This window comes from Vibrio sp. KUL80 (genome assembly GCF_059725495.1).
On the sequence record NZ_AP045842.1, the window covers coordinates 1,228,362 to 1,255,180 of the forward strand.

The following is a 26,819-nucleotide window of genomic DNA, read 5'->3' on the forward strand; positions in this document are numbered from 1 at the left end:
TTTAATGAGTTATTTAGGAAGACGTCTTATGAAAGCATTACATTTTGGCGCAGGTAATATCGGTCGTGGCTTTATCGGAAAACTACTTGCAGATGCAGGCATTCACGTAACATTTGCAGATGTAAACGAAACCGTGGTTAACGCTCTGATTGAACGTCAATCCTACCCTGTAAAAATCGTTGGCGAAGATGTAGTAGTAGAAGAAGTAACGAATGTTACCGCAGTAAACTCGACCAGCGGCGACATTATCGACCTTATCGCTAACGTAGAGTTGGTAACGACAGCCGTTGGCCCAACAGTACTGAAGATCATCTCTAAATCAGTCGCACAAGGTATTGAAAAGCGTGCAGCAAATGGCAATACAGCGCCACTTAATATTATTGCTTGTGAAAACATGGTGCGCGGTACTAGCCAGCTAAAAGCAATGATCTTTGAACACCTTTCAGACGATGTTAAAGCGTTTGCTGAGGCAAACATTGGCTTCGTTGACTCAGCGGTAGACCGTATCGTACCGCCGGCAGAAGAAGGTGAAACCGATCCTCTAGCAGTAACGGTAGAAACGTTTAGCGAGTGGATCGTCGATCAAACTCAGTTTGTGGGTGATATTCCGACAATTGCAGGTATGGAATGTACCGATAACCTAATGGCGTTCGTTGAACGTAAACTGTTTACACTTAACACAGGTCACCTAATCACGGCTTACCTTGGTGTGCTAGCGGGTCACGAAACGATCAAAGATTCTATTGAAGACGAAGCGATTCGAGCTGATGTAACCGCTGCAATGCAAGAGAGCGGTGAAGTACTGATTCGTCGCTACGGCTTTGATGCGCAGGCGCATGCTGCTTACATCCAGAAGATCCTGGGCCGTTTCGCCAACCCATATCTTCGTGATGAAGTGGACCGCGTTGGTCGTCAACCAATCCGCAAACTGAGCCCGCAAGATCGCTTGATTAAGCCTCTTAACGGTACGCTTGAGTATGGATTGCCGAATGGTCACCTATTAAAAGGTATCGCCGCAGCATTCCTTTACAAAAACGACGATGACCCACAAGCGGTTGAGCTTCAAGCTATGTTTGCAGAACAAGGATTTGAAAAAACACTGGCTCATTATTCAGAGCTGAATGTTGATTCAGAAATTGTTACACTAGCGCATGAAGCGTATTTAGCGCTCAAATGATTCAAGTTGTTGGTGCCACGCAAGTGGCACCCTTTGTTTTAAGAGATGTTATGCCACTGCACCCGCCCAATGAAACCGAACTATTAGAAGCTCTGTCCGAAGCAAAGGACGCGAGTGAATGTCTTATGGCCGCTTATGATGCCATCGACGACACTCTGGACACCCTTATCAATAGTATCTTTCATAAAGACGACTACGCAGTGAAGTACGTTGTTGATCCCCTTCTTACCAGTGATGGTCCTCTTGGCGACATTCTTGTTCGCGCTAAATTGCTCCTCGGCCTCGGTGTTATATCTAAAGAAGTGTTTGATGATATAGACATTTTTGTAACCCTAAGAGAGTGGACAAAGCATCAAGAGAACAAGGTCAGCTTTACAGAAGTCGACGTTTTATTCGAGCTGAATAAAATCAGTGCTATTCAAAAAATGATGCCGATCGAATACGATGCCAGCATGACCGCAGGTCTTGATGAAGTGATGCTGGAGATGTTTTTAGAGCGTCATTATCAGCGAGTGAAATCTACTATCATCCTTGCCATCACCGAAATGGTGAACACACTTTGCCGAGATAACCCTCTCGTCTAGTCTATTTCAGCCCTAATGCTTAACAAGTGTTGGGGCTTTTAATTGCCTTCTCGTCTTTTACCAATTTCCCTAGACCCACTTTCGTTTATCCACGTTAGCGAGCTTAGTTTCGAACTTATTCTGTAAACTTACACAATTAACTTTCGAAACGAAACTTAATTGTTCGATTTTTCATCAGTTAAATCGTGTCTTACAAATAATACCGCCATTTTCTTGCGCTATAAGTTACGTTATGAAATAATTTTTGCATCAGTTAAGTTTTGAAGCGAAAGTTAAAGTGAGAAAACGTAATACTCAGGTTCGACGCCATTCCATTGCCCAGCTTGTCCAAGAGCGTGGTGAAGTCAGTGTTGAAGAGTTGTCTGCTTTATTTGATACCTCAGAGGTTACGATTCGAAAAGATCTCACATCGCTAGAAAAAAATGGTCAGTTGCTTCGTCGCTATGGCGGAGCCGTCTCTCTTCCTCAAGAAGCCGTAGATGAAGTGCTAAACGAATCCGTGGCGACGTCTGAAACCAAAGAGAAGATCGCAGAAGCCGCGGTAGGGTTGATTAACGACCATTATCGTATCGTTATTGATTGCGGAAGCACAACAGGTGCATTGGTGTCTCGCCTAGGCAACAAGAAGGGCTTGGTAGTGATGACAAATTCGCTCTCTCTTGCCAACGCGATAAACGACCTAGAAAACGAACCGACCTTGTTGATGACAGGTGGCACTTGGGATGCACATTCTGAATCTTTCCAGGGTCAAGTAGCAGAATCGGTATTACGCTCTTATGACTTCGACCAGCTGTTTATTGGCGCTGACGGAGTGGACTTAGCGCGCGGTACGACAACCTTTAACGAGCTTATCGGGCTGAGTAATGTCATGGCTGAAGTCGCCCGTGAAGTTGTCGTCATGATCGAATCCGAGAAAATTGGCCGAAGAATTCCTAATCTAGAATTAGCGTGGGATGCAATTGATGTGCTAGTGACTGATCAAGGCTTAACTCAAGAGCAAAAAGCTCTCATCGAATCCAATAGCGTAAAGGTTATTTGCGCTTAAACAATTTATCCCTCTTCTATTGACTTGCTTGCGTTCATAGAGGGAAACAGAAACTAAAAGTGGAGAATTACTATGTGTGGAATCGTAGGTGCGGTAGCACAACGTGACGTAGCAGAAATTTTGGTAGAGGGTCTACGCCGTCTGGAGTACCGTGGATATGATTCAGCGGGTGTAGCCGTTGTTGATGCTGATCTAGAGCTTAAGCGCGTTCGTCGCCTAGGTAAGGTGCAAGAGCTTGCTGATGCCGTTGATGCACAAGATGTGACAGGTGGTACAGGTATCGCACACACACGCTGGGCAACTCACGGTGAACCATCTGAAGCGAACGCTCACCCACACGTATCTGGTGATATCGCGGTTGTACACAACGGTATCATCGAAAACCACGAAGAACTACGTGCAACACTTCAAGAACGCGGTTATGTGTTCCAATCTCAAACAGATACAGAAGTAATCGCTCACCTAGTTGAGTGGGAGCGTCGCACGTCAGAAACACTGGTTGAAGCGCTACAAAAAACAGCAGCTCAACTAGACGGTGCTTACGGTACAGTAGTTGTTGACCGCAAAGACCCAAGCCGCATCGTTGCTGCTCGCTCTGGTAGCCCAATCGTTATCGGTTTCGGTGTTGGTGAAAACTTCCTTGCTTCTGACCAACTTGCCCTTCTTAGCGTGACTCGCCGCTTTATGTACCTAGAAGAGGGTGATGTAGCAGAAATTACTCGTCGCGACGTTAAAGTTCTTGATGTTGACGGTAACCCTGTAGAGCGCGAAATCACGGAATCGAACGCAGAACATGACGCAGGTGACAAAGGCCAATATCGTCACTTCATGCAAAAAGAGATCTTTGAACAGCCTCGTGCGCTTATTAACACAATGGAAGGTCGCGTTACTGATAAAGCAGTCGTGACTGAAGCTATTGGTGTTAACGCAGTTGATATCCTTAAGAAAGTTGAGCACGTTCAAATCATCGCATGTGGTACCTCATACAACTCTGGTATGGCGGCTCGCTACTGGTTTGAATCTATCGCTGGCGTAAGCTGTGACGTAGAAATCGCGTCTGAGTTCCGTTACCGCGACTTCGTTGTTCGTCCAAACAGCCTACTTGTGACACTTTCGCAGTCAGGCGAAACAGCCGATACGCTAGCGGCACTTCGCCTTGCGAAAGAGAAGGGCTACATGTCTGCAATGACTATCTGTAACGTGGCTGGTTCTTCTTTGGTTCGTGAATCTGACTTTGCATTCATGACTCGCGCAGGGACAGAAATCGGTGTTGCTTCAACTAAAGCATTCACAACTCAGCTAGCAGCGATGCTGATGATGGTTGTGTCTATTGCTCGCCTTCAAGGTCGCATGACTGAAGAGCGTGAAGCTGAAATCGTGAAATCACTGCACGAACTGCCTGCAAACATCGAGAAAGCACTAGCGTTCGACAAAGAAATCGAAGCTCTGGCAACAGATTTCGCTGATAAGCACCACACACTATTCTTAGGTCGTGGCGAATACTACCCAATCGCGATGGAAGCCTCTCTAAAACTTAAAGAGATCTCATACATCCACGCGGAAGCATACGCTGCAGGTGAGCTTAAACACGGCCCTCTAGCACTCATCGATGCAGACATGCCAGTCGTTGTCGTAGCACCAACCAATGACCTGCTAGAGAAGCTTAAGTCAAACATCGAAGAAGTACGTGCACGTGGCGGACTACTCTATGTATTCGCAGACGAGAAAGCGGGCTTTGAAGGCGACGAAAACATGAAGATTATCCAAATGCCTCATGTAGACGATATCATTGCTCCAATCTACTACACAGTGCCAATGCAGCTACTGTCTTACCACGTAGCATTGATCAAAGGTACTGACGTTGACCAACCACGTAACCTAGCGAAAGCGGTGACGGTTGAGTAATTTGAGTTGCTCTGATTAATAAGTTGTCGGAAGACAATAAAGTTTGATCGTTTTTAACCCCTGCTAAGTTTGGTTTAGTAGGGGTTTTTTATATCAGATGTACAAAAGGCACTTAATAAGAAAGATCAAAAGCGTTTAGATGAAAAATGGGGTAAAGGGGCAGCTCAGGACTACGTTCCTCAGGAGTGACTGATGCAGAAGTATTCTCTGACTTACTCAAGTAAACACGCTGACCATCGCAAAAATCACCCCTGATTACACCAAAAACAGACATGTTTTTTCCAAGGTGATTACCCTATATTTGACCTATAGACTTAACGCAATTATCACCGAAAGAAGTAGAGGGATAGCAATGGATTCAGAGAAAACGTGGGCAAATGATGCTTGGAAAAGTGTGTTTGAGAAAGTCAAATTTACCAGCGAAGACATTTCAGTACAGTTTCCTTCCATGACATCGGAGGGTCATTATGAAGATACCCACGCACCTTGGGCGTGGGTTGTCGGCTTTTGGCCTGGCCTGCTATGGTTGCTGTATGAGAAAGAGCACTACCAACCGTTTAAAGACATTGCAATAGCACGTGAGAAGACCATGGATGGCCCACTTGATGAATATGTCAATATCCACCATGATGTTGGCTTTATGTGGCAACTAACTTCGATCAAACAGTATGAATTGTTTGGCAACGAGCGCTCTAAAAATCGCGCACTTAGAGCCGCAAGTCATTTGGCGAGCCGATTTAACATCAATGGGCGTTTCTTAACTGCTTGGAACAAGAATGATGTAAGTGCTGCAGACCCGAGAGGTTTGAGTATTATCGACAGCATGATGAACTTGCCTCTTTTGTACTGGGCTGCCGATCAACTCGATGCACCGCGGTTCAAACTGATTGCCATGGCGCATGCTGATACAGTGCTTAAAGAGTTTATTCGGCCAGATGGTTCGGTAAGACATATGGTTGAGTTTGACTATATGACTGGCGATGTGAAAAGCTACTATGGTGGGCAAGGCTACAATGAGGACTCAGCTTGGAGTAGAGGCGCATCGTGGGCGGTTCATGGCTGTGCACTAAGTTATAAATATACTAAAGAGCCAAGATACCTTGAAGCGGCCATGAGAACCGCTGACTTCTTTATTGATCAGTTACCAGAAGATTCAGTCCCACATTGGGACTTTAGAGCTCCAAGAGATGAAAATACGCCAAGAGATACCTCGGCCGCAGCGTGTGCTGCGAGCGGTATGCTTCTCATCTCTGAGCTTGTTGAAGATGAAACAAAGAAAGCTCACTATTTTGATGCTGCTAATCGAATCCTCAAGAGTCTGTACGACAACTACTGTACTGCGGGTGATGATACCCAGCAGGGAATTTTAACAGGAGGGGCGTTCAACTGCCCTAAAGGTTTGGGTGTAAATTGCTCGCTTATTTATGGTGACTACTACTTTGTAGAAGCTCTATCTAAACTGGTGACAAAACTATCTGTTGAGAAAAAAGAAACGTTCGCCCAAGAAATTGTGGTGTGATGTCAGTAATGTTGAATATATTCTAAGCTACGACCCATGAATGTGAGCGCCCGATATAGAGTATCGGGCGTTTTTGTATCTAGTCGGTATTGAAGTAGCGATTCCTCGTTAAATCTATACATAATGTTGTAGCGTTAACTAAAAGTTCTATTGTATTACATTAAGTCAATCAAACTATTCTGTTAAACAACAACACACAAAGTCAGTATAGTTAAAGTTAATTAACAAGATGCTTAATCAACGCTTAACATATAGTGCTCGTTATCAATGCAAATTTTGATACAACAGTTACCAATTATTTACATTGTTTGGACTGAGTAACCTAAGCAAAATACAAGTAATTGCACGCGAGTAAACTACTTAAATTAGGTGGGTTATTTAATCAAACATAAAACTATGCGTGCATGAATATATTGAAAAATGGACTTAATCCCAACATTAGGTGAAGCATTATATGAAGAAAAACAGGATCTTATTATCTATACTTTGTGGTTCCTTGCTGATTGCTGGATGTAACAGTGACGATAAAATAAATGAAGGGCCGACAGCTCCTCCTGGAGACAGTGATGAGCTAACAGGCGTGCTTTGGGAGCTAGCACCACAAGGTGTAACTTCCCTGTCAAATACAGCTGAAGCTCTACCTAATATCTATCTATTCTCCGATGAAAATCTGAAGTACTATCATGATGATGCAGAAGCTGGAAGCTATCAAATCGAGTACTCTGATTATGATCATGATGAGGATAAAAAAACCATTTCATTTACATACTACGAAGGTGATGCTATTTCCGTAGTATCTGGGACATATTCTGTCGAGAGTAATGTACTTACCATTAATACTGGAAATCAAGGTGACTTAATCGGTGAAGACCGCTCTGATGATGAAGCGGTAACCGATGCTGTTAAGCAGGCCGACAATACCACTGAAAACAAAGTGGGCAAAATCGAAGATCTTTTGACTACTAGCGCCGGTGAGCTTCGATTTGTTGTTCCGTCAGATAAAGTTAGCTCTGGTAAATTCACGTTAGATGCCACTGTGCGTCTTAACACCGATGATGAGGTTGGTGATAATCAAAGCGACTACGCATATGTGGGTCTCTTTAATGGTAGTTTCACTTCGGGTAAAAACTTCGGCGACATCGTTATGGATAATGACCCAGCTGACGGAGGAGAAGGGAGAATTCGCTACCGTGAGGGAAATCCTGGCTTTTCTGATGAGGTGGGTAAATTTGAATTTGGCGTTCCTATGTCCATTGAAACAAGCTGGGACGAGAATTACTTCACATTTAAGATCATACAAAGTGATGAAGTTATCGCCGACAAAACAGTAGATTACGCTGTAATCGCTGGCCCTGTCGATCGCTTTTCTCTGCGTGTAGGCTCGGTCAGTAAAACCAGTCGTTACGAGTTCTTAGTGGACAATCTCGAGGTGTACTCAAATGATTCGCAAAAAGTGGTCTTTTCTGATGACTTTGAGAGCTATAGTAGTGGACAAGATTTAACTGGAGGCAGTGTGGGTGGTTATCACTCTAGCACTATTCAATCATCTGTAACTACTGTGCAGGGAGAAGCTCCCGTTGATATTAGTCAGTTCTATAGTCAAAACGGAACTGATATGACGTGGCAAGAGGTATTAGACTCCGGTAATCTATCACCACTTGGCACGCCAACGTCAACAGGTGTTCAGGGTTCGACTATCACTATAAACCCAGAGACGGTCGAAACAGGTCCATACGGCAATCGACCAATAGACAGCGAGGCCAATAATTACCGTATACATACAGTTGGCAATACATCAATTAGTCCAAGTAAATTTGGCGCATGGAGCCGCTGGTATCAAGAGGATAGCAATACTCAAATTTTCCGCTTGTTTAAAGACGAAGAAAGTGTCAGCGGAGCACGTGGATTAGCTGCTCGCATAGAGGCTTTCAGTCCGGATGACCGCTGGGCACCAGGTGAATGGCATGAGTTTTCTGCGCGCTTTAACGTGCTAAAAGCTAAGGGTTGTTCAGCCCAACCGGTAAAAGAGCATTACTGTTCATTGTTTCAAGCCAAAGGCAACAATGTGGACCATTGGTCAGTTATGTTAAGGGTCCACGGCGACGGCAGTTTGTGGTTCTACCCACGTATCGGGGACAAGATCAAAATTAGTGACAATGCAATTGGTAAACCATTTGATATGCGAGTCCGTGACAATGGCTTAGATTATGAAATGTATATCGATGAGGAACTTGTTGGTAGTGGTCAATTTGAGCGTACAGAAGAGGTTGGTTTCCGTTGGGGTATTTATGTCGGTGAAACTGAGGTTGTTGACGATATCTTAGTTTTGGTAACAGGCGCGAGTATGAAATAGATTTATGTGATACAGCTTGGTGTGATTACCAATATTTAGTACTTAGATCTAATCATACCAGGTTTTGCAATCTCAAGTTGGCAACATAAGCCAACTTGGGTAGCAAGATAAGGAAATAACTAATTGCTCTTTGTCAGTTAATCACCTTTGCATTCTAGGATTGTGCGCCATCATATCAATTATAAGGATGGCGCTTGTTAGTTGAATGTTTGAATCAGAGTTGAAATTGCGGAAATGTCATTATTAATTTGGGATACCTTAATTAGTGAGTGTTTCTATATTCCCTTGGTGATACACCAAACTTGGCTTTGAACTTTTTGTAGAAGTCACTGGTATTAGAAAAACCAACTTCTATTGCAAGATCGTTGATACTTATATTCTTAATCTTAATTATCTCACAGAACTTATTAAATCTAATCTCTCTAAGTAGGTTGTTGAATGTGACACCACTTTCTTTTTTAATCAGCTTAGACAAATTGTAGTTCTTCATTTTTAGTTGGTCAGAGATCTCATTTAGGTTGGCTGTTTTAAGGTGTTTCTCCATATAGGTAATTACTTTACACAGAACACCTTGATCATAGGATACTTTCTCAATTATTGTAGGATTTTCCAGCGTTAGATCAAGAACAAGAATACCGAGTAAGAACTTAACACGTGGCTCTGTTAAATATTCCTCATCGTCTAATTCTGAAAGCATCTCATTGAGCAACGTCTCAAGCCTATTATTCCCCTTTGTTGGAAAAATAAGCGCTGAGGTCGCAGATTTTTTGAATACGACATCAGTAAAAAAATTAGATAAGTTGCAGTCTTCATTTATAAATTCGAAAATGTAGCTAAAGAACTTTTTATGGATAATAAAGTTTACTAGTATATCATCATCCCCAGTAGGATAAATCTCATGTGTCACTCCTGGGCCTAAGAATAATAAATCCCCCGTTTGTAGGTCCACCTCTTCATTTTCTACAATTTGTAGCGAATGCCCACTCAGTACATAACAGATCTCGACGTAATCGTGGCTATGAGCAGGGTAATGGATAAAACGTGTATGTTTTCTTATAGATATCATCTTACCTGTTGGACAGACTTTATCAAACGATATGATGTTTCGGTATCTATCGGTAAAAATGCTGTTATCGATACCAGAATCTCTATTGATTATCGCCTGTTCTTCGATAGTAGTAGATCTCATCTTTTCCATGAAATTGTAAAGTCCTCTATCCATAATAAACCTCGCTTACTATCTAGTTCTACTCGTGTGATGTTTCGCAAACATTGACTTTCTAACGACCAACTTTTGCCACGTACCCTACTGGATTTAAAATATACACACAAACAAGAAAAAAAATTGAACCTCAGTTTTAATTGTGATTTGAGTCAACAATGGCGGCGTGCTAGATGTATTTTTTTTGGTATCGATCACGATGGGAGTAACTACCCTCGGTGTCGGAAAGATCACCTTGTATCTATTCGTTATCTACATACAGTGCTTTACGCACCAATATCACCGAACAGTCGACAGCATAGTGTCATAAGCGCAGCCAAGACAAGTTGGGCAAATGGTCGAGTTATCTAGCAAAAAATGATGTTTTGGAGTGCAAAGCTCTGTATTTATTGGAGTGTTCTAGCAAATTACAATAACTGATCAGTGACGATTGGAGGTTGTAATGAATTACTTTTTAGCAATTGATATTGGTGCTTCAAGCGGACGACACTTGTTGGGCCATCTAGATGATGGCAAACTCAAGATTGAAGAAATCCATCGATTTGGAAATCAAATCTTTAATGTAGACAACCAACTTTGTTGGGATCTTGGTTATCTGTTCTCTGAAATAGTTACCGGCCTAAAAAAATGTGCAAAATTGGGAAAGAAGCCAGCAGCACTTGGTATCGATACGTGGGGAGTAGATTTTGTCCTCCTTGATAGTGATGATCGTCTGATTGGTAATGCTGTGTCTTATCGAGACAGGCGAACCCATGGCGTAATGGACGAGATTTGCTCACAACTTGGTGACAAGGAGCTCTATGCTAAAACTGGTATTCAATTTATGGACTTCAATACCATCTGCCAGTTAAAGAAACTCCCAGAACAGGTTAAGTTACAAGCCAAGTCTTTCTTAATGATTCCTGATTACTTAAACTATTTACTGACAGGAAAAAAAGTCAACGAATATACGAATGCCACCACAACACAACTTTTTAACGTCGAAACTAATAACTGGGACGATGAGTTGATTGAGTTTGTTGGCCTTAAGAAAGAGGTGTTTCATGAAGCACTTCCTCCGTTATCAAAAGTAGGCAGGTTAAGACAAGAGTTGGTAGATGAAATAGGCTTTGATTGTGAGGTGATTCTACCACCGACTCACGATACTGGAGCTGCCTTCATAGCTAGTATTTTAAACATAGAAGACAACGGTGTCATTCTTAGTTCAGGCACATGGTCACTATTAGGTAAGGAATTACTAGAGCCTATAGTCAACGAACAGTCAAGGTTGAAGAACTTCACAAACGAAGGTGGCGTCGACAAGCGCTATAGATTCTTGAAGAATATAATGGGGTTGTGGATTGTCCAAGAAGTGTCACGAAACTTGGATCATCGATATTCGTACTCAGAACTTGTTAACCTGGCTCGAGAAGCAAAAGACTTTACTTCAGTAATTGATGTGAATGACCAACGATTCTTTGTAAGCGATAATATGATCGAAGAAATAGTCAATTATTGTAAAGAGTCGGGACAAGTGCCACCGTCGACCGTAGGAGAAGTCAGTGCTTGTGTCTACCGTAGTTTGGCAATCTGTTACAAGAAATATATTGATGAAATATCCGAAATCACAGGGCAAGAAATTAGAGTTGTCAATATTATTGGTGGTGGGTGTAAGAATGAGTTCCTCAACGAATTGATAGAAAAAGAAACGGAACGTGAGGTGATTATTGGCCCGATTGAAGCAACAGGGATTGGTAACATAGTCACACAGATGATTGCGATTAATGAAATTTCCGACTTATCTTCGGCAAAAGAAATTATTAGATGTAGTGAGCTATAAATATGTCACAAATCGCTACTTGATATTCAAAGTGATATAGTTTGTTAATTTTAGTAGTCAACGATACTTAGTTCATAAATGTGATCTCACAAGCGATATTGAACTTGACTTTGCTAGGTATAAAATGGTGGTGTTATATCTGTACATGGCAAATATTGTCATTTTTTACTGCAATAGTATGTGTTACTTACTGGTAATTATCTTGATAAACTATATAGACAGTGTTATTTATATCTAAATTCGCTAAGCAAACAAATAATAAGTAACTGTTATATTAACGAGAAGCAAAAGTAATTGTTATAGGAATGCCAATGAATAAGTTTAAATTTAGCTTATGTACGAGTGCTATATTAGGCTCAATGATATTTGTACCTGTTGGAGTAGCCAATGCAGCTATCACTCTTGAGAGTGAAGTAAAAATCACCGATGGAGCCCTACATTTTGACGGGAAGCACATTAAAGCTCGACATGCCGATGACAACGGTTCTGATGTCTATGATTATAAATTTGGCCCTCAGATCTCAGCTCATGGAGACAGTGTAAAAACCTACAAAGACTACGTGTTTATGACTTGGTATCGTGGCGGTAAGCAAGATCGACACGTCATGTTAAGTCGACTTAACACTAAAACTGGTGCTATTAAAACGATTGAATTCCCACATCAACATACAGGTTTTCTAAATCAACCGCACATCGGTGAGTCACACAACACCATCGCGGTTGAGATAAGTCCGATCGATGGAACGATTCATATGCTTTATGATATGCATGCATATGGTAAAGATAGACCGGCAGATGGCTCATTTAGTGAGGACTACTTCCGCTATTCATACAGTGTGCCTGGGGCTGCTGAGGTTGCGGATAAAGATTTCACGCTGGATAAGTTCGTTAAGGACACCAGCCCATCAAGTGCAGGTGACAATGACTACAAGCACTTAACGCTTAGTGGCAAGATTGATTACGCCAACTACCACGGCCTCACTTATCCAACGTTCTACACAAACGATGATGGCACCTTACTGGTTTATATGCGTAAAGGCGGTAACAATAATGGTGGATATGTATTTGCTCATTATGATGCCGAGAAAGGTCATTGGTCTGACTGGAACCAATTTAACGTTTTAAATGCTAAATCCCAAGGAAATGCCTACAATTGGGGTCTGTATGGCAGTATGAAGTATGTTAATGGTAAGCTTAGGGTTGGTTTCCAGCAGCGCGCCAAACGGGACGATAAATTTGTTTATCAAAATGGCGTTTACTACGCATACTCTGATAGCCCAAGTGGTGATGGTCAATGGAAAAACCACTCAGGTGAGAGCATGACGTTCCCACTTGTCAATTCAGATGAAATCAAGGTGTTTGAGCCAGGCGACTATATTAGTCATACTGAAAAAGATTCGGTCCATATTGTACGCAACTTTGACTGGACTGTGACAGAGAAGGGCGACATACACATGATCAGCCTTGTTCAGTCCAGAGATAAAAAACGCTCAGATTACGAGAGGGTTAATCTACACTCATATAAGCCTGCTGGTGCTAAAGATTTTATTATTACTGATGATTTTGTAGGTGCTTCTAATATATATACTGCTGGTGATAACGTCTATATTATTGGTTTGAGCAAAAATGGAAAACCATATATTGAAAAAGCGAAAGGTGGTACTAACGACTTTGAACGTGTCTATGAGTCCAAATCGGACAAGAAGTTTAGCCACGGGAAAGTGCATATTACAGATGGTAAGTTGTATTACTATCTAATGGAACGTGGGAAAGGGAACTCTCGTCCACTTTATCTACAAGTTATTGACCTAGATCTATAATCTAAGTCTATAATAAAAGGGTCAACAAGGTGATTATCTTGTTGGCCCTTTTTATTGTCATCCCTAAACCACCGCCTTTGGCGGTGGTGATTGTTCCTAAGGGCTGTTGCCCGAAAACACGCCCATGTTAGAAGTAAGACTCTTATTCACCACAAGTAAGAGGAAACAATTAACATGGGCGATTATAGAAGTTCATCACACGTCTACTGGCGATGCAAATACCATATAGTTTGGACTCCAAAGTACAGGTTCAAAATTCTTAAGGGCAACGTAGCCAAAGAGTTGTACAAGTCTATCTACATACTCTGTAATATGAAGGAAAGTTTCAATTTCAACGTTAATGGGTACTTTGAAGGGGCGGTCTGCAATTCGCCTGTTTCATAAGTTTGCTCATATTCGAAAGAAACTATGGGGAAATCATTTTTGGGTGAGGGGATACTTTGTTGATACGGTAGGAGTGAACGAGGACATAATTCGGCGTTACGTTAGACATCAAGACAAAAAAGACCAAGAGTATGAGGCTCAGTTGGAGTTGAAGACGAACTAACATGCGTGGAGATGCCCCCTTTGAGGGAGCTGAAAGCTAAAGCCGCCTTCTAAGAAGGCGGATTTTTACATATAAATCGAAGTTACAATTACTAAAGACGAGTTATCACAGCCTGTATTCAGTAAAACGACGATAATTAATATGCTTTGCTACCCAGTCGACATCATTAACCTCATTAGATCTGGTTCTAGTGTCGCCGAGTAGAACCTCTGCAATCGCAAACGCAAAATCGATTGTGTAGCCATAGTCTTGCCCGGTAATAAATTGGCCATCCATAACAATGGGTTGATTGATGTAAGAGCCATCAGAGTAATTTTCGTGGAAGCTCCCACAGCAAACATAGCGATGAGTACCCAACAGTGAGTTCTTAGCTAGAACTTTTGCACCTGAGGAGCATAACGCTGCAATATAAGCTCCCTTACTGATGTGTTTTTCAATAAAGCTGATCACCTGACTGTCTGTACCCAGTTTGTCGGTATTCGGTGGACCACCAACAAGAACAATTGCATCGAAATCATATTGCGTGTTGGCCGATAATAGGTCATCTGCAACAATTTTTACTCCATGATAGGAGGTAAGGTTGACGGTTGGATCGCAGGACAACACCTTCACTGATAGCTGCAAGCGACGCAATATGTCAATCACGTTGATAGCTTCACCTTCTTCGAATCCGTCACTGAGTAAAAGTGCAACATTTTTCATACCGCATTACCTTATAAATTAAATGTATTCATCGCTTTTAGTATCGATGGACTTCATACTATCTACAATAACTATTATTGCTCAATGACTTATCATATATTGCTCCCGCATTTAATCACTATTGCTTTAATTTTATCGTTATTGTATTACAAAAGCACTTTAACATTATCTAGGTAGTTATGCAGAAATTGTCTCAGGAGTTAACAAAAATAAATCTTATAACTTGTAGAGATAATTGTAATTATAAAGTTGGCAAAACAAAAGATTGAATATAGGCCAAGTAAACTTCGTTACGATACTTGGTTGAAAAATAATAATTCAAGGAATTGAAACATGAAAAAAGTGAATCTAATAGCATTAGCAGTGGCCTCTACCCTTATCAGTACCTCTGCACTCTCAGCAACATTGATGGTCCGTCAAGAACACTTGTCTGATCCCAATAAAGCGTTCAATAAAAATGCGACACTCATCAAGCTGGGTGGTAGCTCAGGTAACACATTCTTCGGCGTACAAGTTTCTCATAAAGGCGAAACGTTGAGCACGTATCAACTGGGTAGTGGTGAGGTTCAACTTGGTTATCGTTATAACGTAAATGATTCGTTAAGATTCATCCCACAACTCCAAGTGACATCGGCAACCAGTGGTCTGATGTACAAGCCACAAATGGGCATGCTTTATCAGCTCGGAGGTGGTTTCTCTACTGAGCTGAAGTATAAGCATGAGTTTTTCGTTCGTAACGAACGCGACAAAGATACAACACAAAAGAGTCAATATCAATTTAACCTAAACTATCGACACAAAGCATTGACTTTAGGTGTGCAATATGACTACTTTAAAAGCCTAGACAATGTAAAACAGTATAATAACCATGACTTTAAACAGCATCTAGAGTTCAAAGCGTATTACCGCGTTGCTAAAGGCTGGACGCCATTTGTTACGTTTGCAGGTGTACCAGTTAGTGCGACCTCAGAAGACTATCAACTGCGTACAAGGGCAGGCTTCTTGTATAGCTTCTAGTATAAAATTACTTAGCTGGTATTATATAAAATCAGGCCCTCTTTTGAGGGTCTGTTTTTTTATGGCAGCAAAATAAGAACAATTACGATAGCTAAATGTACTACACCTCTATCCTACTTTTTTATCTACAATGCAATAGATACTGTTTTCTACTGATTCCATCCATTCTCATTTCATAGTTCATAACACTGAAATTTTGGCTAATTTGGTTCTGTTTGGTGTTTATTTTTGCCATTGAAAATATTATTGAAAAATATTTTTTGATAAAAGTGTGATGTTGGCTACATTTATTGATGAGACCCACCATTGAAATGAGGAATAAAACATGAAAGTAGTTGTTGCAGTAGTTTCAGTCTGTATGTCATTGAGCGCTTATGCAATGACCGATCAAGATGTTTGTGAGGCGTATGGCGTTGCTATCGCCTCAAACAACACCCAAGGACAGGTGCAGTTCTTTGATGAAATGCGCTCTCGGATTGAGAGCAGTTCATGGACCCTGAGCTCTGAAGAGTGCAGTAATCTGAGTTTAGAGGCTAAGTATGAATACGATTTTGAACTAGCTCTGGATATGTGGTCAGACGCGGACATAGACTAGCCAAACGTTGCGGTTGAAACGAAAAAAGCCTCAACTCATCTTTGTAGGCGCGAGTTGAGGCTTTTAATTGTTGTTAGTTTATTTGGTTCGCGTAGTTGCTTCTTCTAAAGAGCGTGGGATTGGACCGTTATCGCCCACTAGATACATTCTTCTCCACTCTCTTTCGCCTTTCATTTTCTCTGCGACAAAGAGTCGAGCGTCAGGGTGAGCATTGGTGATCATAGCCGACATAGCCCACCCAGATTTAGGCTTGCGAAGTAATTCTTGGCTCTTTTTAAAAGTCTCGCCGCCATCTTCAGAGGTAAAGTAAGCGACGACGCCATCACCTTTTTCTTTATAACCAAGTGCAAAGGTTACTTTCTCAGGTGATGAAATAAAGAAATCACCACGAGTATCGACCCCCCAGTTTACTGCTGCAGGGTTGACTGGATTCCCACCTACCCATTCTTCACCTGTCCAGCGAATGTGAGACGTCTGTTTTGGACCACCTGTTTTCTTAACACCTAAGTCAACACCAATGTTGGTTCCGATATGAGGGTTACCATCTTGGTCTAAATGCACTGAGCCATTGAAGGTCCACTTATCCCCTGTGTTAACCGCGAGTGTCTTCTTATCTGCGAGCTCTTTGGTGACCGGTAGGTCGAACTTTTCACCTTGGATATTACGCCATGTCCCTTCCTTAGTATTGAATACCATATAGTAAGCGTTATGACGTTCTGTAGTGTGTCCACGACCATTGTTTGCGTGGGTTTTCCAACACAAGTGATAGTCGTAAGTGATTATGATGTCATCGCCTTGTCCTTTGACAGCCCAAGCATACCAGCTGTCGACTGCCTCTACGTCATCACGTTCTTTGTGTTTGAGGAATGAGACAGGATCTTCAAACGTACGGCCGTGGTCTGTCGATTTTTGGTACACCCAATCACTCTCATGGGCACCATGGCGATAGAACAGATAGATATCGCCATTATCCATTTTTACCGCTTGGTTGTAGTTGCCAAAAGGAGGAATGTTATCAAGCTCTAACCACTCTGAAATGTCGTATGGCTTCTTAGATACGATATGTTTATTTCTGCCATCATGAACATCACCTAATGGGTTTTCACCATGGCGCGCACTACCACCATGACCGCCGAAGAAAATGTGGATGTAACCAAGATCATCGATAATCATCGTCGGTTTACCGTGATTATCAATCGCGCGACCAGACGGTGCCCAATAGTTATCTTTACCTAACTCACTAAAGCCCGCCTTTATTGGACCTTGCCACTCCTTTGTGTCGTGGTTGTAGGCTACGACATAGGGATCTTCTAGGTCGCCTTGGTAAGTAAGATAGGTGATACCATTTTCATAGATCCCTGCGGGCGCTTGAACTACGGCAAGAGGGTTTCCGAATCCATTGTTAGCAAAGTAGTCAACCATCTCCCCTTTATCTTTGGCTGTCTGATCTGCCATCACGTTGAATGCGGCTGTGCCTAGAGAAAATATCATGGCAGATGCTAATAGGCGTTTCTTAAATCGAGATTGCGTACAGGTACCAGGTTGTGCATGTAACATGTTGTCATTACTAATCTTCATCAATGTTCCTTATATTTTTTATTGAATAACAAACCAAAATTAGAAAACTATGGATTATCAATCGTTGATTTTCTGCATAAAGAAGTCCTATGTTATCGTAAAGTTGGGGCATGCTTGTTTCCATGGCTATTTTTGGCTTGTTGGAAGACAAAATTTGCATCTAGATATCAACTGTGGCGATGAGGCTATATCACTAATCCGATGGAAAGCTAAAAGGTGATATATAACATCCTCTGAATAGGGTGTTGAAAGATGAAGTTAGCTGAAAGTTTATATTTTATTAAGATTGTCCTGCATCAGTTTTGTGATCTGGTTCACGTTATGATTTCATTTTTCAATGTCTAGTGTTTGGTGATTGATAGTATTACTAATATTTCCAGTTACTTGCAAAAATTAACCATGAGATTGGCATAAAATAGCCATGTTTCTACATTTAGGTTTAATATAGCATCTTGTAAAGACATGATTTAATCTAGCTAGATTGTCTAGTATAATTACGTTATTAGTGAACCCCCTAGTTCACGTTGAGTCTAGTTCACCAGTTACCATCCTTGGTAACTGGTTTTTTTATTACTTCACCACTATATAACTCTCTCGCACCCCAGCCAATTGAGACGAATACCGACAAATCCCAGCGTGGCAATTATTGACTAACTTCTTGTATTCGCGATAACTCTACGCACAATTTAATAGGTGGTGTTCGTTATCATTATCCCGACCTTTGAATTGTAATCTATTGAATTAAAGGGATAATTTTTTATTTGTTTTGTGTTGGACTCGATTGGTTGCGTAGCAAAAAATGACACCATTAAGGGCAATTTAGCGCATTTTGCTAACCGCTGATTCTTGTATGATGAGATCAAACACTAGGAGGTGGTTATGAATTACTTTTTGGCAGTCGATATTGGTGCTTCTAGTGGAAGGCACTTATTAGCGCATATTGAGAATGAACAAATAGTGCTTGAAGAAATATATCGATTCGAAAACAAACTCTCATCGGTTGATGGTCAACTTTGTTGGGAGCTGGACAAGCTATTTGGTCATATTCTTGAAGGGCTGAAGCAGTGTGTCACGATCGGCAAGATACCAAAAAGTGTCGGTATTGACACTTGGGGTGTCGATTTCGTTCTGCTTGATAATGAAGAGAATATTATCGGTAATACCGTATCATATCGAGATGGTCGTACAAAAGGTGTTATGGATGATATTTGTGAACAGGTTGGACACCAAGAAATATACAAGAAAACTGCCATTCAGTTTATGGGATTTAATACCCTATATCAGATGAAATCTGTGAATTCAGAGGCGAAGCAACAAGCTTGTTCGTTTTTGATGATTCCGGATTATATTAACTATCTCCTAACTGGCGTTAAGGCAAATGAGTATACCAACTCAACAACGACTCAAATGCTAAATATTGGTACTGATGATTGGGATAAAGACTTACTTGAAGTGTGTGGCATTAGTAAAGATATCTTTACTAAACCCCAATATCCTGGCCATCAACTTGGAAATCTTAAGTCTTCCATACAAGAGGTAATTGGCTTTGATTGCGAGGTAGTATTACCAGCGTCACACGATACAGCGTCTGCGTTTATTGCCAGTGTTCTCGATCTTGAAGACGATGGTGTCATTCTGAGTTCTGGTACTTGGTCACTGTTGGGTACCGAACTTGAGAAACCGATAGTTTCTGATATCTCTCGTCAAAGTAACTTCACCAACGAAGGTGGTTACGATAAACGATATAGATTTTTGAAGAACATTATGGGTCTTTGGATAGTTCAAGAAGTTTCAAGGATGCTGGATTATAAGTACTCCTACGCAGAGCTAGCTGATCTTGCTCGAGAGGCGAGCTCTTTCAAATCAGTTATCGATGTAAACAATGAACGCTTTTTCGTCAGCGAAAATATGATTGAAGAAATTAGTGGTTATTGTAAAGAAACAGGACAAGACATCCCCCAAACAACGGGCGAAGTCTGTATGTGTGTCTATCGAAGTCTAGCAAAATCATATAACCAGTATATTGAAGAACTTGTCAGTATTACGGGTAAGACTGTTGATAAGATTAATATTATCGGCGGTGGTTGTAAAAATCAGTTTCTTAATGAGTTAATTGAACAGGAAACCAAGAAAGAAGTTATTGTCGGCCCAGTAGAAGCAACTGGTATGGGCAATATTATTGTACAAATGTTATCTATGGGCGAAATTGCTCATTTAAAACAAGCGAAAAATTATATTAGAAACAGCATTTAATTAGGAATTATCATGGAACAAAGTTTAAAGAATAGATACGAATTGAGTAAATCACTATACGCAAAATGGGGCATTGATGTGGATGCCGTTCTTGAGAAACTCAAAGCGGTAAAAGTGTCTATCCACTGCTGGCAGGGTGATGATGTTACTGGCTTCGAAGAAGCGGCTCATGAATTGTCTGGCGGTATCTCTGCTACGGGTAGCTACCCAGGTAAAGCGACCAACCCGCAAGAGCTGCGTGCAGACCTCGATAAGGCGTTAAGCCTGATCCCTGGTAAGCATAAGATTAACCTTCACGCACTATATGCAGAAACAGATGGCGTTGCTATTGACCGTGATGAGCTAAAACCTGAGCACTTTGCCAATTGGGTGGAATGGGCTAAAGAGCGCGATCTAGGCCTAGACTTCAACCCAAGTCTGTTCTCTCATCCAAACGCTGGTGATGGTTTGACGTTGTCTCACCCTAACAAAGAGATTCGTGATTTTTGGATTAAACACTGTATTGCGTCACGTAAAATCGGCGAATACTTTGGTAAAGAATTGGACCAAACGTGTCTAACTAACATCTGGATTCCAGATGGCTATAAGGATACACCGAGCAACCGCTTTGAACCGCGTCAACGTCTAAAAGAGTCGCTAGACGAAATTTTTGCTGTTGAGGTTGATGAGCAATTCAACAAAGACTCAGTAGAGTCAAAAGTATTCGGTATTGGTGTTGAGTCATACACTGTTGGTTCTCACGAGTTTTACATGGGTTATGCCATTGCCAACAATAAGCTTTGTTTGCTTGATAATGGTCACTACCACCCGACAGAGTCTGTAGCAGATAAGATTTCTTCAATGCTGCTTTATCAAGATGAGCTTGCATTGCACGTGACTCGCCCAGTTCGTTGGGATAGTGACCACGTAGTGACGCTGAATGATGAAGTAAAAGAAATCGCTAAAGAGTTGGTTCGTACCGACAGCCTAGATAATGTTTACCTAGGGCTAGATTTCTTCGATGCTAGTATCAACCGTGTTGCTGCTTGGGTTCTAGGTACACGTAACATGCAAAAAGCACTGTTAGAAGCGATGCTGATGCCACATGACAAGCTTACTGCGCTTCAAAATGAGGGTGACTTTACCCAGCGTCTAGTACTGATGGAAGAACTAAAAACTTATCCACTAGGCGATATTTGGAACTACTTCTGTGAAATCAACGATGTTCCAGCGAACGAAGACTGGTTCAAGTCTATCGAAATCTATGAGCAAGACGTTCTGTTCAAGCGAGGCAAATAATGGAAAAGCTAGCATTTATTCAAGAATTTACGAAAACCACGCAGGATGCCTGGTTAAAGGGTTGGCATGAACGCAACGGTGGTAACCTTTCATATCGTCTAAAACCGTCAGAAGTTGAACAGGCTCGTCCGTTTTTCAATGAGTCGTCTACGTGGATGGATATCGGTGTAAGCGTACCTAATCTAGCTAACGAGTACTTTATCGTCACCGGTAGCGGCAAGTATTTTCGTAACGTAGAAGTTTGCATTGAAGAGAATGCTGGGATTATTCAAGTTTCAGAGGATGGTGCTCAGTACAAAATTCTGTGGGGACTTATCAATGATGCGAAGCCAACAAGTGAGTTGCCTGCGCACCTAATGAACCATTCAGTTAAATTTGATGTGACAGGCGGTCAGCACCGTGTGGTAATGCACTCTCACACCACTAATCTGATTGCGCTTACATTCGTTCTACCGCTTGAAGCAGAAACGTTTACTCGAGAACTTTGGGAGATGGCAACTGAGTGTCCAGTGGTATTCCCTGCTGGTGTAGGCATTGTACCTTGGATGGTTCCAGGTGGAAAAGCGATTGCAGAACACACCAGTGAGTTGATGAAGACATATGACGTCGCTATTTGGGCGCATCACGGTACTTTCTGTTCAGCGGAAGATCTTAGCCTTGCATTTGGCCTGATGGATACTGCGGAAAAAGCAGCAGAAATATTGGTTAAAGTTCTTGCTATGGGTGGAAAACGACAAACTATTCAACCAGAAGAGTTCAAGGAACTAGAGTCTGCATTCAACGTGAAGCTGAATGAAAAAGCATTGGCTTGAGGAAACGTTGAATGATTAGAAAAGCGTTTAAACTCAAGGTTAATGCAGGCCAGTTTGAGGAATACAAAAAGCGTCATGACAATGTTTTTCCTGAACTCGTTGAAGTGCTTAAATCTGCAGGCGCTAACAACTATTCGATCTTCCTAGATCAGGAGACAGGTTGTCTGTTTGGGTATGTCGAGTTAGAATCTGTTGATAAGTGGAACGATGTTTCAAAAACTGAGGCTTGTCAAAAGTGGTGGAGTTATATGGAAGATATCATGGAGACAAATCCAGATAGTAGTCCTAAATCCACTGAGTTAACAGAGATGTTTTATCTAGCGTAACTACGATCAGCTAACGCGAAGAAACAAATAAGTATCAAGAGGTAAATATGAACAAGCCGAACATCATTGTAATTTTTAGTGATCAGCAGCGCTGGGATACGTTAGGTTGTTATGGTCAAGAGCTGCCTGTGACGCCGAATCTTGATGAGCTCGCACGTGATGGGGTTATGTTTGAGAACGCATTTACAGTTAACCCAGTATGCGGTCCTACACGCTCAACAATGCAAACAGGTCTTTACCCAACTGAAACTGGCTGCTTCCGAAACGATATTATTCTCCCGGAAGGCCAAAAAACGGTAGCTCACTTTTTATCTGATGAGGGTTACAGTGTTGGTTATGTGGGTAAATGGCACCTTGCTTCAAACAATACTGCTCATGAAGGGTTTGTCGTTGCTGCACCTACCGAGAGTTCAGGTGAAACCATCGATAACTGTTTTACCGCAATACCAAAACAGTACCGTGGTGGATATAAAGACTTTTGGGTTGCTTCCGATATCCTAGAAGGCACATCGCATGGCTATGGCGGTCATATGTTTGACATCGATGGCAACAAGGTAAGTTGGGATGAAGATGTCTATCGCGCAGATTTTTTAACTGACTTGACGACGGACTACATCGATAGTTACCAAGAAGAGAAGCCGTTTTTCTTGTTCTTGTCTTATCTAGAACCGCATCACCAGAATGACAGAAAGACGTACGAAGGTCCACATGGCTCGCAAGATAAATGGAGTAACTTCAAAGTCCCCGGCGATCTAGAACCATTTGTTGATGGCGATTGGGCAGAAGAATACCCAGACTATTTAGGTTGTTGTAATAATCTCGACCAAAATGTCGGTAAGATTCGCCAAGCGGTAAAAGACAAAGGCTTAGATGACAACACTGTGATCGTATATCTGAGTGACCACGGCTCTCACTTCAAGACACGTAATGGTGAATACAAGCGTTCATGTCACGACTCTTCGATTCGTATTCCGTTCGTGATTTATGATCCACGTGCGAAAGCGGGTCAGGTGATTGATGACCATGCAAGCATCATTGATGTCGTGCCAACTCTACTTAAGGCTGCAGGTGTGAAAGTGCCAAGCTATATGCAGGGTCAGCCGCTTCAAGATCTGTATATTGACAATGCTAAGAAGAGCAATGCCAGCTTTATTCAGATCAGTGAATCACAGATTGGTCGTGCTATTCGCACGGATTCATGGACGTATTCGGTATCCGCTCCAGATCAAAGTGGTCTAATTGAGAAAGACAGTGCGGTGTACCAAGAAGAGTTCTTGTACAATCTAGTTGATGATCCTAATCAGTTAGAAAACTTGGTGGCGAATGAAGATCTGAAGCCAGTGAAAGAGGAGCTACGAAAGCTTTTACTGGACGAGATTTATCGTATTGAAGGTGCTAAACCGGAAATCATTGAAGCATAACGGTTGGTACTGAATACACATTAATGTGTTTACTGAAAAAGTCCATAGTGGAAACACTGTGGACTTTTTTATTGTCCTTATTCGTAAGCAACTATAAGGAAACCATAATTGGTGAGGATCGTTCGTTGATACAGCGGGAGTAAATGAGGATATGGTCCGGCAGGACTAAAAGTCAATCCGCCTTCTTAGAAGGCGGAATATTACCTACTCGTTATGCACAACAGCGCTTGTATTTCTTGCCACTGCCGCATGGGCAGGCGTCATTTCTGCCCACTTTCTCAACCTGGCTATTGGCAAACTGCGCCATGATCTCGGCAGGGGACTGGCCATTCTTTATTAGCTTCGCCATATAAGCCATCGCATGTTGAGAATGATCAAAGAAACTATAGTAACCCTCACACAAGTAGTTATGGTCGAACTCTCCTGTTGGTCCAGGCAAAAATCGATGTTTCGGGCAGCCTCCGTGGCAGGCGAATCGATATCGACATGACTGGCATTTGCTATTCAGTTGTGTTGACTTGTTGAGTCCGAAGTCGATAGCTTCTTGACTATTGTTCATCGATAGGATGGTACGGTCATGGATATTGCCAAGTTTGTACTCTGGGTACACATAGTGGTCACATTGATAAAGGTCACCATTTGCTTCGATGGCAAACGCATGTCCACATCGAGGTGCAAATACACATATCGGGCTGGGTTGACCAAGCCAAGTGGTTAGTGTGGTATCAAATTGTTGAACAAAGACGCGCCCAACATCTTTGGTTACCCAGTAGTCGAAGATGGTATTGAGGAATTGACCATACTCACGAGGCTGTACAGACCAAGGCGTGACTTTTCCATGTTTTTGGTCAGGGTTAACTAACCAAGTGTCGTTTGTCAATTGGTCAGATTCTTGTCGTTCAACTAATGGGATAAATTGAATAAAGTTCGAACCGATGCTTTTTAGGAATTGATAGACCCTGAGAGGGTGCTTGACGTTCTTGTCATTGACAACCGTGAGGGTATTAAACTCGACTTGATGCTTTTTCAATAGCTCGATTGCTGCGAGGACTTTACTGTGAGTCCCCTTACCACTGGTGTTGGTACGATATGCATCATGTAGGTCTTCAGGACCATCTATTGAAACGCCAATAAGAAAATCGGCTTGCTTGAATAGTTCACACCACTCATCGTTGATCAAAATTCCATTGGTTTGAAAGGCGTGAGAAATTGTTTTTTTGCCCCGATAGCGTTCGCACAGTTGAATAACGGTACGGTAGAAATCAACACCGAGCAAGGTGGGTTCGCCACCTTGCCATGCGAACTGCACAGTATCGCTCTGCTGAGCGGCAATATACTGCTCAATAAACATTTCTAGTGTTGCTTCATCCATGCGCCAGTTCTTCTGCCTGTCTGGATAGAGCTTTTCTTTTTCTAGGTAAAAACAGTAGTCACAGTCGATATTACACACCGATCCAGATGGCTTAGCCATGACATGACAATTGGTAACTTGGTTCATTAGATAGTTCCTATGAAGACTTCAGATAGCATAGTTAGGGCGTACGTAACGGCTATCAGTACTATTATTATTGATGTAAAAAATTTGATGATTCTGCCGTGAGAGAGAGAGCAAACAATAGCGACAAGCATCGCTATCGCACCGGTTAAATAAGGCAGTGCTGCATGCTCAGGCATCGACACTTTTAGCAGCACAACACCGATGGCAAACATGACTAGCTGAGTTCGTAACCACGATAAGGCAGTCCGTTCCAACTGCAGACCCTTGACGGTAGTCATAGAGTGATGGCCAAGGTAATAATGAAGGTGAGAACTAAAATGGCCCCACTGATGATCTTCATGTTGGATGTATATTGCAGTTCTTGATTTAGTCTCATGGCTTGTTCATTGCGAGACCATCGCCGATAGGCGTAGATGGCAACGACTCCTGAGCAGATGCATAAGAAACAAGAAAGCAATAGGCGCACTAATGGGTTAGCGAGCTCAGGGGTAAGCTGATCAAGGGCAATAGCACCCGCTAGTAAGGCTAATGACGTTCTAATCCACGCTAGGTAGGTACGCTCGTTAGCAAGTGAAAAGCGATAATCAGGGGCGATTCCTTGTTGTCGCCACGATGACTTTTTAGAGCGGATCTTTTTCATTCAACAGGTTCCTTGGATTTCGGCTTGGCACTAGTCAGTTTGGATAGATCTAGAGGATAGGGTTTGCGATGGTGTTTGCTTAATACGCCTACTTGTTTTAGTGATTTGCAAAAACGAATCACAGTCGTGACGTCAGTAGCGCTGTATTCGCTTATCTCTCGGTAAGTCCAAGGGTAGTGCGGGTAGTGCGTGAAAAAATGTTGTATCGCATCGATGATTCTATTCTTGGCATTGAAAGCACTAAACTGGACCAGACGTCGCTCCGCTTCCCCCAACTCTTGACAGACCTCTGTTGTTAACGCCTTGGTGAGAGCGGGAGACTGTTGCTGCAACTCCTCAAAAGTATGGACATTGACCTTACTGATAATGCTGTTTTCCATGGCTCTGGCCGTAGCAGGATAGCGTTGACCGGTAAACAGAGAGCGGTAGCCAAAGTACGACCCTTTTCCGTACAACCTAAGCAAAGATTCTTTGCCCGTTTCTGCCACCTGATATAGGCCTATAAATCCGCTCTCAACCCGATAAAACCCGGATGCTTTGTTGTTACTGAAGTAGACGGCTTCTCGTTTGTCGATTGTGAGCCTAGTTGTCATTGCTTGCAGTGATGTGGGTACTGGTATGGTCATACTGTCATCGTTACGTGTGACTAGAAGTGTTAGTGTACTGCAAATAAAACAGCCAAAATATGATCAACGCCATAAATAAAAA

Annotated in this window: 22 protein-coding genes and 1 pseudogene; 16 read left to right on the forward strand and 7 right to left on the reverse strand. The window is 42.1% G+C overall.

Going from position 1 to position 26,819, the window contains the following annotated elements:
- Window positions 1-28 precede the first annotated feature (28 nt).
- The 6 genes from AC6I8U_RS21945 to AC6I8U_RS21970 all read left to right on the forward strand — a co-directional run bounded on the left by AC6I8U_RS21945 (window position 29) and on the right by AC6I8U_RS21970 (window position 8,583).
- Window positions 29-1,177: a mannitol-1-phosphate 5-dehydrogenase gene (locus AC6I8U_RS21945; RefSeq protein ID WP_498018528.1), complete on the forward strand. Its 1,149-nt coding sequence runs from the start codon at window positions 29-31 to the stop codon at window positions 1,175-1,177.
- Between the two features lie 50 nt (window positions 1,178-1,227).
- Window positions 1,228-1,761 (forward strand): MltR family transcriptional regulator, encoded by a 534-nt coding sequence (locus AC6I8U_RS21950; RefSeq protein WP_498019631.1) that lies wholly within the window; start codon window positions 1,228-1,230, stop codon window positions 1,759-1,761.
- Between the two features lie 277 nt (window positions 1,762-2,038).
- Window positions 2,039-2,806, forward strand: a complete 768-nt coding sequence (locus AC6I8U_RS21955) for a DeoR/GlpR family DNA-binding transcription regulator (RefSeq protein ID WP_042478027.1) — start codon at window positions 2,039-2,041, stop codon at window positions 2,804-2,806.
- 72 nt (window positions 2,807-2,878) lie between these two features.
- A complete protein-coding gene (gene glmS / locus AC6I8U_RS21960) occupies window positions 2,879-4,711 on the forward strand; it encodes a glutamine--fructose-6-phosphate transaminase (isomerizing) (protein WP_252016295.1) in 1,833 nt (610 codons plus the stop codon).
- 352 nt (window positions 4,712-5,063) lie between these two features.
- Window positions 5,064-6,230, forward strand: a complete 1,167-nt coding sequence (locus tag AC6I8U_RS21965) for a hypothetical protein (protein WP_498018529.1) — start codon at window positions 5,064-5,066, stop codon at window positions 6,228-6,230.
- Between the two features lie 454 nt (window positions 6,231-6,684).
- Entirely contained in the window at window positions 6,685-8,583 is a 1,899-nt protein-coding gene (locus AC6I8U_RS21970; protein ID WP_498018530.1) for a hypothetical protein, read from the forward strand.
- A 262-nt stretch (window positions 8,584-8,845) separates the two neighbouring features.
- Here AC6I8U_RS21970 and AC6I8U_RS21975 read toward each other — a convergent pair whose 3' ends face one another.
- Entirely contained in the window at window positions 8,846-9,805 is a 960-nt protein-coding gene (locus AC6I8U_RS21975; protein WP_498018531.1) for an AraC family transcriptional regulator, read from the reverse strand.
- Between the two features lie 442 nt (window positions 9,806-10,247).
- Between AC6I8U_RS21975 and rhaB (AC6I8U_RS21980) the strand changes: the two genes are divergently transcribed.
- From rhaB (AC6I8U_RS21980) to tnpA, 3 genes and pseudogenes are all read left to right on the forward strand, one after another.
- Window positions 10,248-11,624: a rhamnulokinase gene (gene rhaB / locus AC6I8U_RS21980; protein ID WP_498018532.1), complete on the forward strand. Its 1,377-nt coding sequence runs from the start codon at window positions 10,248-10,250 to the stop codon at window positions 11,622-11,624.
- Between the two features lie 311 nt (window positions 11,625-11,935).
- Window positions 11,936-13,444 carry a BNR-4 repeat-containing protein gene (locus AC6I8U_RS21985; RefSeq protein ID WP_498018533.1) on the forward strand — a complete coding sequence of 503 codons (1,509 nt, stop codon included), beginning with the start codon at window positions 11,936-11,938 and terminating at the stop codon, window positions 13,442-13,444.
- 174 nt (window positions 13,445-13,618) lie between these two features.
- A pseudogene (gene tnpA, locus AC6I8U_RS21990) lies at window positions 13,619-13,991 on the forward strand (IS200/IS605 family transposase).
- Window positions 13,992-14,096: 105 nt separating this feature from the next.
- On the opposite strand, the gene AC6I8U_RS21995 reads toward tnpA, so the two are convergent.
- Window positions 14,097-14,693 (reverse strand): DJ-1/PfpI family protein, encoded by a 597-nt coding sequence (locus AC6I8U_RS21995; protein ID WP_498018534.1) that lies wholly within the window; start codon window positions 14,691-14,693, stop codon window positions 14,097-14,099.
- 333 nt (window positions 14,694-15,026) lie between these two features.
- Between AC6I8U_RS21995 and AC6I8U_RS22000 the strand changes: the two genes are divergently transcribed.
- Together AC6I8U_RS22000 and AC6I8U_RS22005 are read left to right on the forward strand one after the other, a co-directional pair.
- Window positions 15,027-15,710: an oligogalacturonate-specific porin KdgM family protein gene (locus AC6I8U_RS22000; protein ID WP_498018535.1), complete on the forward strand. Its 684-nt coding sequence runs from the start codon at window positions 15,027-15,029 to the stop codon at window positions 15,708-15,710.
- 325 nt (window positions 15,711-16,035) lie between these two features.
- Window positions 16,036-16,305 carry a hypothetical protein gene (locus AC6I8U_RS22005; RefSeq protein ID WP_498018536.1) on the forward strand — a complete coding sequence of 90 codons (270 nt, stop codon included), beginning with the start codon at window positions 16,036-16,038 and terminating at the stop codon, window positions 16,303-16,305.
- Window positions 16,306-16,383: 78 nt separating this feature from the next.
- Here the strand turns inward: AC6I8U_RS22005 and AC6I8U_RS22010 are convergent, their stop codons facing one another.
- The gene (locus AC6I8U_RS22010) at window positions 16,384-17,883 is read right to left on the reverse strand and encodes a BNR-4 repeat-containing protein (protein WP_498018537.1); all 1,500 of its coding nucleotides are present in this window, start codon (window positions 17,881-17,883) and stop codon (window positions 16,384-16,386) included.
- 879 nt (window positions 17,884-18,762) lie between these two features.
- On the opposite strand from AC6I8U_RS22010, the gene rhaB (AC6I8U_RS22015) reads away from it, so the two are divergent.
- Genes rhaB (AC6I8U_RS22015) through AC6I8U_RS22035 form a run of 5 tightly spaced genes read left to right on the forward strand, consistent with a single transcriptional unit; the run spans window position 18,763 to window position 23,973 of the window.
- Window positions 18,763-20,136: a rhamnulokinase gene (gene rhaB, locus AC6I8U_RS22015; RefSeq protein WP_498018538.1), complete on the forward strand. Its 1,374-nt coding sequence runs from the start codon at window positions 18,763-18,765 to the stop codon at window positions 20,134-20,136.
- Between the two features lie 12 nt (window positions 20,137-20,148).
- Window positions 20,149-21,414, forward strand: coding sequence for an L-rhamnose isomerase (gene rhaA / locus AC6I8U_RS22020; protein WP_498018539.1), 1,266 nt, complete (start codon window positions 20,149-20,151; stop codon window positions 21,412-21,414).
- On the forward strand, window positions 21,414-22,226 hold the full coding sequence (rhaD, locus tag AC6I8U_RS22025; RefSeq protein ID WP_498018540.1) for a rhamnulose-1-phosphate aldolase: 813 nt from the start codon (window positions 21,414-21,416) through the stop codon (window positions 22,224-22,226). Before rhaA ends, rhaD begins: the two co-directional genes overlap by 1 nt.
- 11 nt (window positions 22,227-22,237) lie before the next feature.
- Complete coding sequence (rhaM, locus tag AC6I8U_RS22030; RefSeq protein WP_498018541.1) at window positions 22,238-22,552, forward strand: L-rhamnose mutarotase; 315 nt, start codon at window positions 22,238-22,240, stop codon at window positions 22,550-22,552.
- A 47-nt stretch (window positions 22,553-22,599) separates the two neighbouring features.
- Window positions 22,600-23,973 (forward strand): sulfatase family protein, encoded by a 1,374-nt coding sequence (locus tag AC6I8U_RS22035; protein ID WP_498018542.1) that lies wholly within the window; start codon window positions 22,600-22,602, stop codon window positions 23,971-23,973.
- A gap of 211 nt (window positions 23,974-24,184) precedes the next feature.
- Here the strand turns inward: AC6I8U_RS22035 and AC6I8U_RS22040 are convergent, their stop codons facing one another.
- Genes AC6I8U_RS22040 through AC6I8U_RS22055 form a run of 4 tightly spaced genes read right to left on the reverse strand, consistent with a single transcriptional unit; the run spans window position 24,185 to window position 26,737 of the window.
- Complete coding sequence (locus AC6I8U_RS22040) at window positions 24,185-25,471, reverse strand: anaerobic sulfatase maturase (RefSeq protein WP_498018543.1); 1,287 nt, start codon at window positions 25,469-25,471, stop codon at window positions 24,185-24,187.
- Entirely contained in the window at window positions 25,471-25,749 is a 279-nt protein-coding gene (locus AC6I8U_RS22045) for a DUF202 domain-containing protein (RefSeq protein ID WP_498018544.1), read from the reverse strand. The genes AC6I8U_RS22040 and AC6I8U_RS22045 overlap by 1 nt, the downstream gene beginning before the upstream one ends.
- Window positions 25,746-26,111: a YidH family protein gene (locus tag AC6I8U_RS22050; protein ID WP_498018545.1), complete on the reverse strand. Its 366-nt coding sequence runs from the start codon at window positions 26,109-26,111 to the stop codon at window positions 25,746-25,748. Before AC6I8U_RS22050 ends, AC6I8U_RS22045 begins: the two co-directional genes overlap by 4 nt.
- Window positions 26,108-26,737: a Crp/Fnr family transcriptional regulator gene (locus tag AC6I8U_RS22055; RefSeq protein ID WP_498018546.1), complete on the reverse strand. Its 630-nt coding sequence runs from the start codon at window positions 26,735-26,737 to the stop codon at window positions 26,108-26,110. Before AC6I8U_RS22055 ends, AC6I8U_RS22050 begins: the two co-directional genes overlap by 4 nt.
- Window positions 26,738-26,819: the final 82 nt, after the last annotated feature.

Excerpts from the sequence above, each read along its gene's own strand:
- AC6I8U_RS21975 (WP_498018531.1), bottom strand. The coding sequence starts at position 9,805 with ATGGATAGAGGACTTTACAATTTCATGGAAAAGATGAGATCTACTACT.
- rhaA (WP_498018539.1), top strand. The coding sequence starts at position 20,149 with ATGGAACAAAGTTTAAAGAATAGATACGAATTGAGTAAATCACTATAC.
- AC6I8U_RS22005 (WP_498018536.1), top strand. The coding sequence starts at position 16,036 with ATGAAAGTAGTTGTTGCAGTAGTTTCAGTCTGTATGTCATTGAGCGCT.
- rhaM (WP_498018541.1), top strand. The coding sequence starts at position 22,238 with ATGATTAGAAAAGCGTTTAAACTCAAGGTTAATGCAGGCCAGTTTGAG.
- AC6I8U_RS22045 (WP_498018544.1), bottom strand. The coding sequence starts at position 25,749 with ATGACTACCGTCAAGGGTCTGCAGTTGGAACGGACTGCCTTATCGTGG.
- AC6I8U_RS22055 (WP_498018546.1), bottom strand. The coding sequence starts at position 26,737 with ATGACCATACCAGTACCCACATCACTGCAAGCAATGACAACTAGGCTC.
- AC6I8U_RS22035 (WP_498018542.1), top strand. The coding sequence starts at position 22,600 with ATGAACAAGCCGAACATCATTGTAATTTTTAGTGATCAGCAGCGCTGG.
- AC6I8U_RS22040 (WP_498018543.1), bottom strand. The coding sequence starts at position 25,471 with ATGAACCAAGTTACCAATTGTCATGTCATGGCTAAGCCATCTGGATCG.
- AC6I8U_RS21985 (WP_498018533.1), top strand. The coding sequence starts at position 11,936 with ATGAATAAGTTTAAATTTAGCTTATGTACGAGTGCTATATTAGGCTCA.
- rhaD (WP_498018540.1), top strand. The coding sequence starts at position 21,414 with ATGGAAAAGCTAGCATTTATTCAAGAATTTACGAAAACCACGCAGGAT.
- AC6I8U_RS22010 (WP_498018537.1), bottom strand. The coding sequence starts at position 17,883 with ATGAAGATTAGTAATGACAACATGTTACATGCACAACCTGGTACCTGT.
- AC6I8U_RS21945 (WP_498018528.1), top strand. The coding sequence starts at position 29 with ATGAAAGCATTACATTTTGGCGCAGGTAATATCGGTCGTGGCTTTATC.
- AC6I8U_RS21950 (WP_498019631.1), top strand. The coding sequence starts at position 1,228 with ATGCCACTGCACCCGCCCAATGAAACCGAACTATTAGAAGCTCTGTCC.
- glmS (WP_252016295.1), top strand. The coding sequence starts at position 2,879 with ATGTGTGGAATCGTAGGTGCGGTAGCACAACGTGACGTAGCAGAAATT.
- AC6I8U_RS21965 (WP_498018529.1), top strand. The coding sequence starts at position 5,064 with ATGGATTCAGAGAAAACGTGGGCAAATGATGCTTGGAAAAGTGTGTTT.
- rhaB (WP_498018532.1), top strand. The coding sequence starts at position 10,248 with ATGAATTACTTTTTAGCAATTGATATTGGTGCTTCAAGCGGACGACAC.
- AC6I8U_RS21995 (WP_498018534.1), bottom strand. The coding sequence starts at position 14,693 with ATGAAAAATGTTGCACTTTTACTCAGTGACGGATTCGAAGAAGGTGAA.
- rhaB (WP_498018538.1), top strand. The coding sequence starts at position 18,763 with ATGAATTACTTTTTGGCAGTCGATATTGGTGCTTCTAGTGGAAGGCAC.
- AC6I8U_RS22000 (WP_498018535.1), top strand. The coding sequence starts at position 15,027 with ATGAAAAAAGTGAATCTAATAGCATTAGCAGTGGCCTCTACCCTTATC.
- AC6I8U_RS21970 (WP_498018530.1), top strand. The coding sequence starts at position 6,685 with ATGAAGAAAAACAGGATCTTATTATCTATACTTTGTGGTTCCTTGCTG.
- AC6I8U_RS22050 (WP_498018545.1), bottom strand. The coding sequence starts at position 26,111 with ATGAAAAAGATCCGCTCTAAAAAGTCATCGTGGCGACAACAAGGAATC.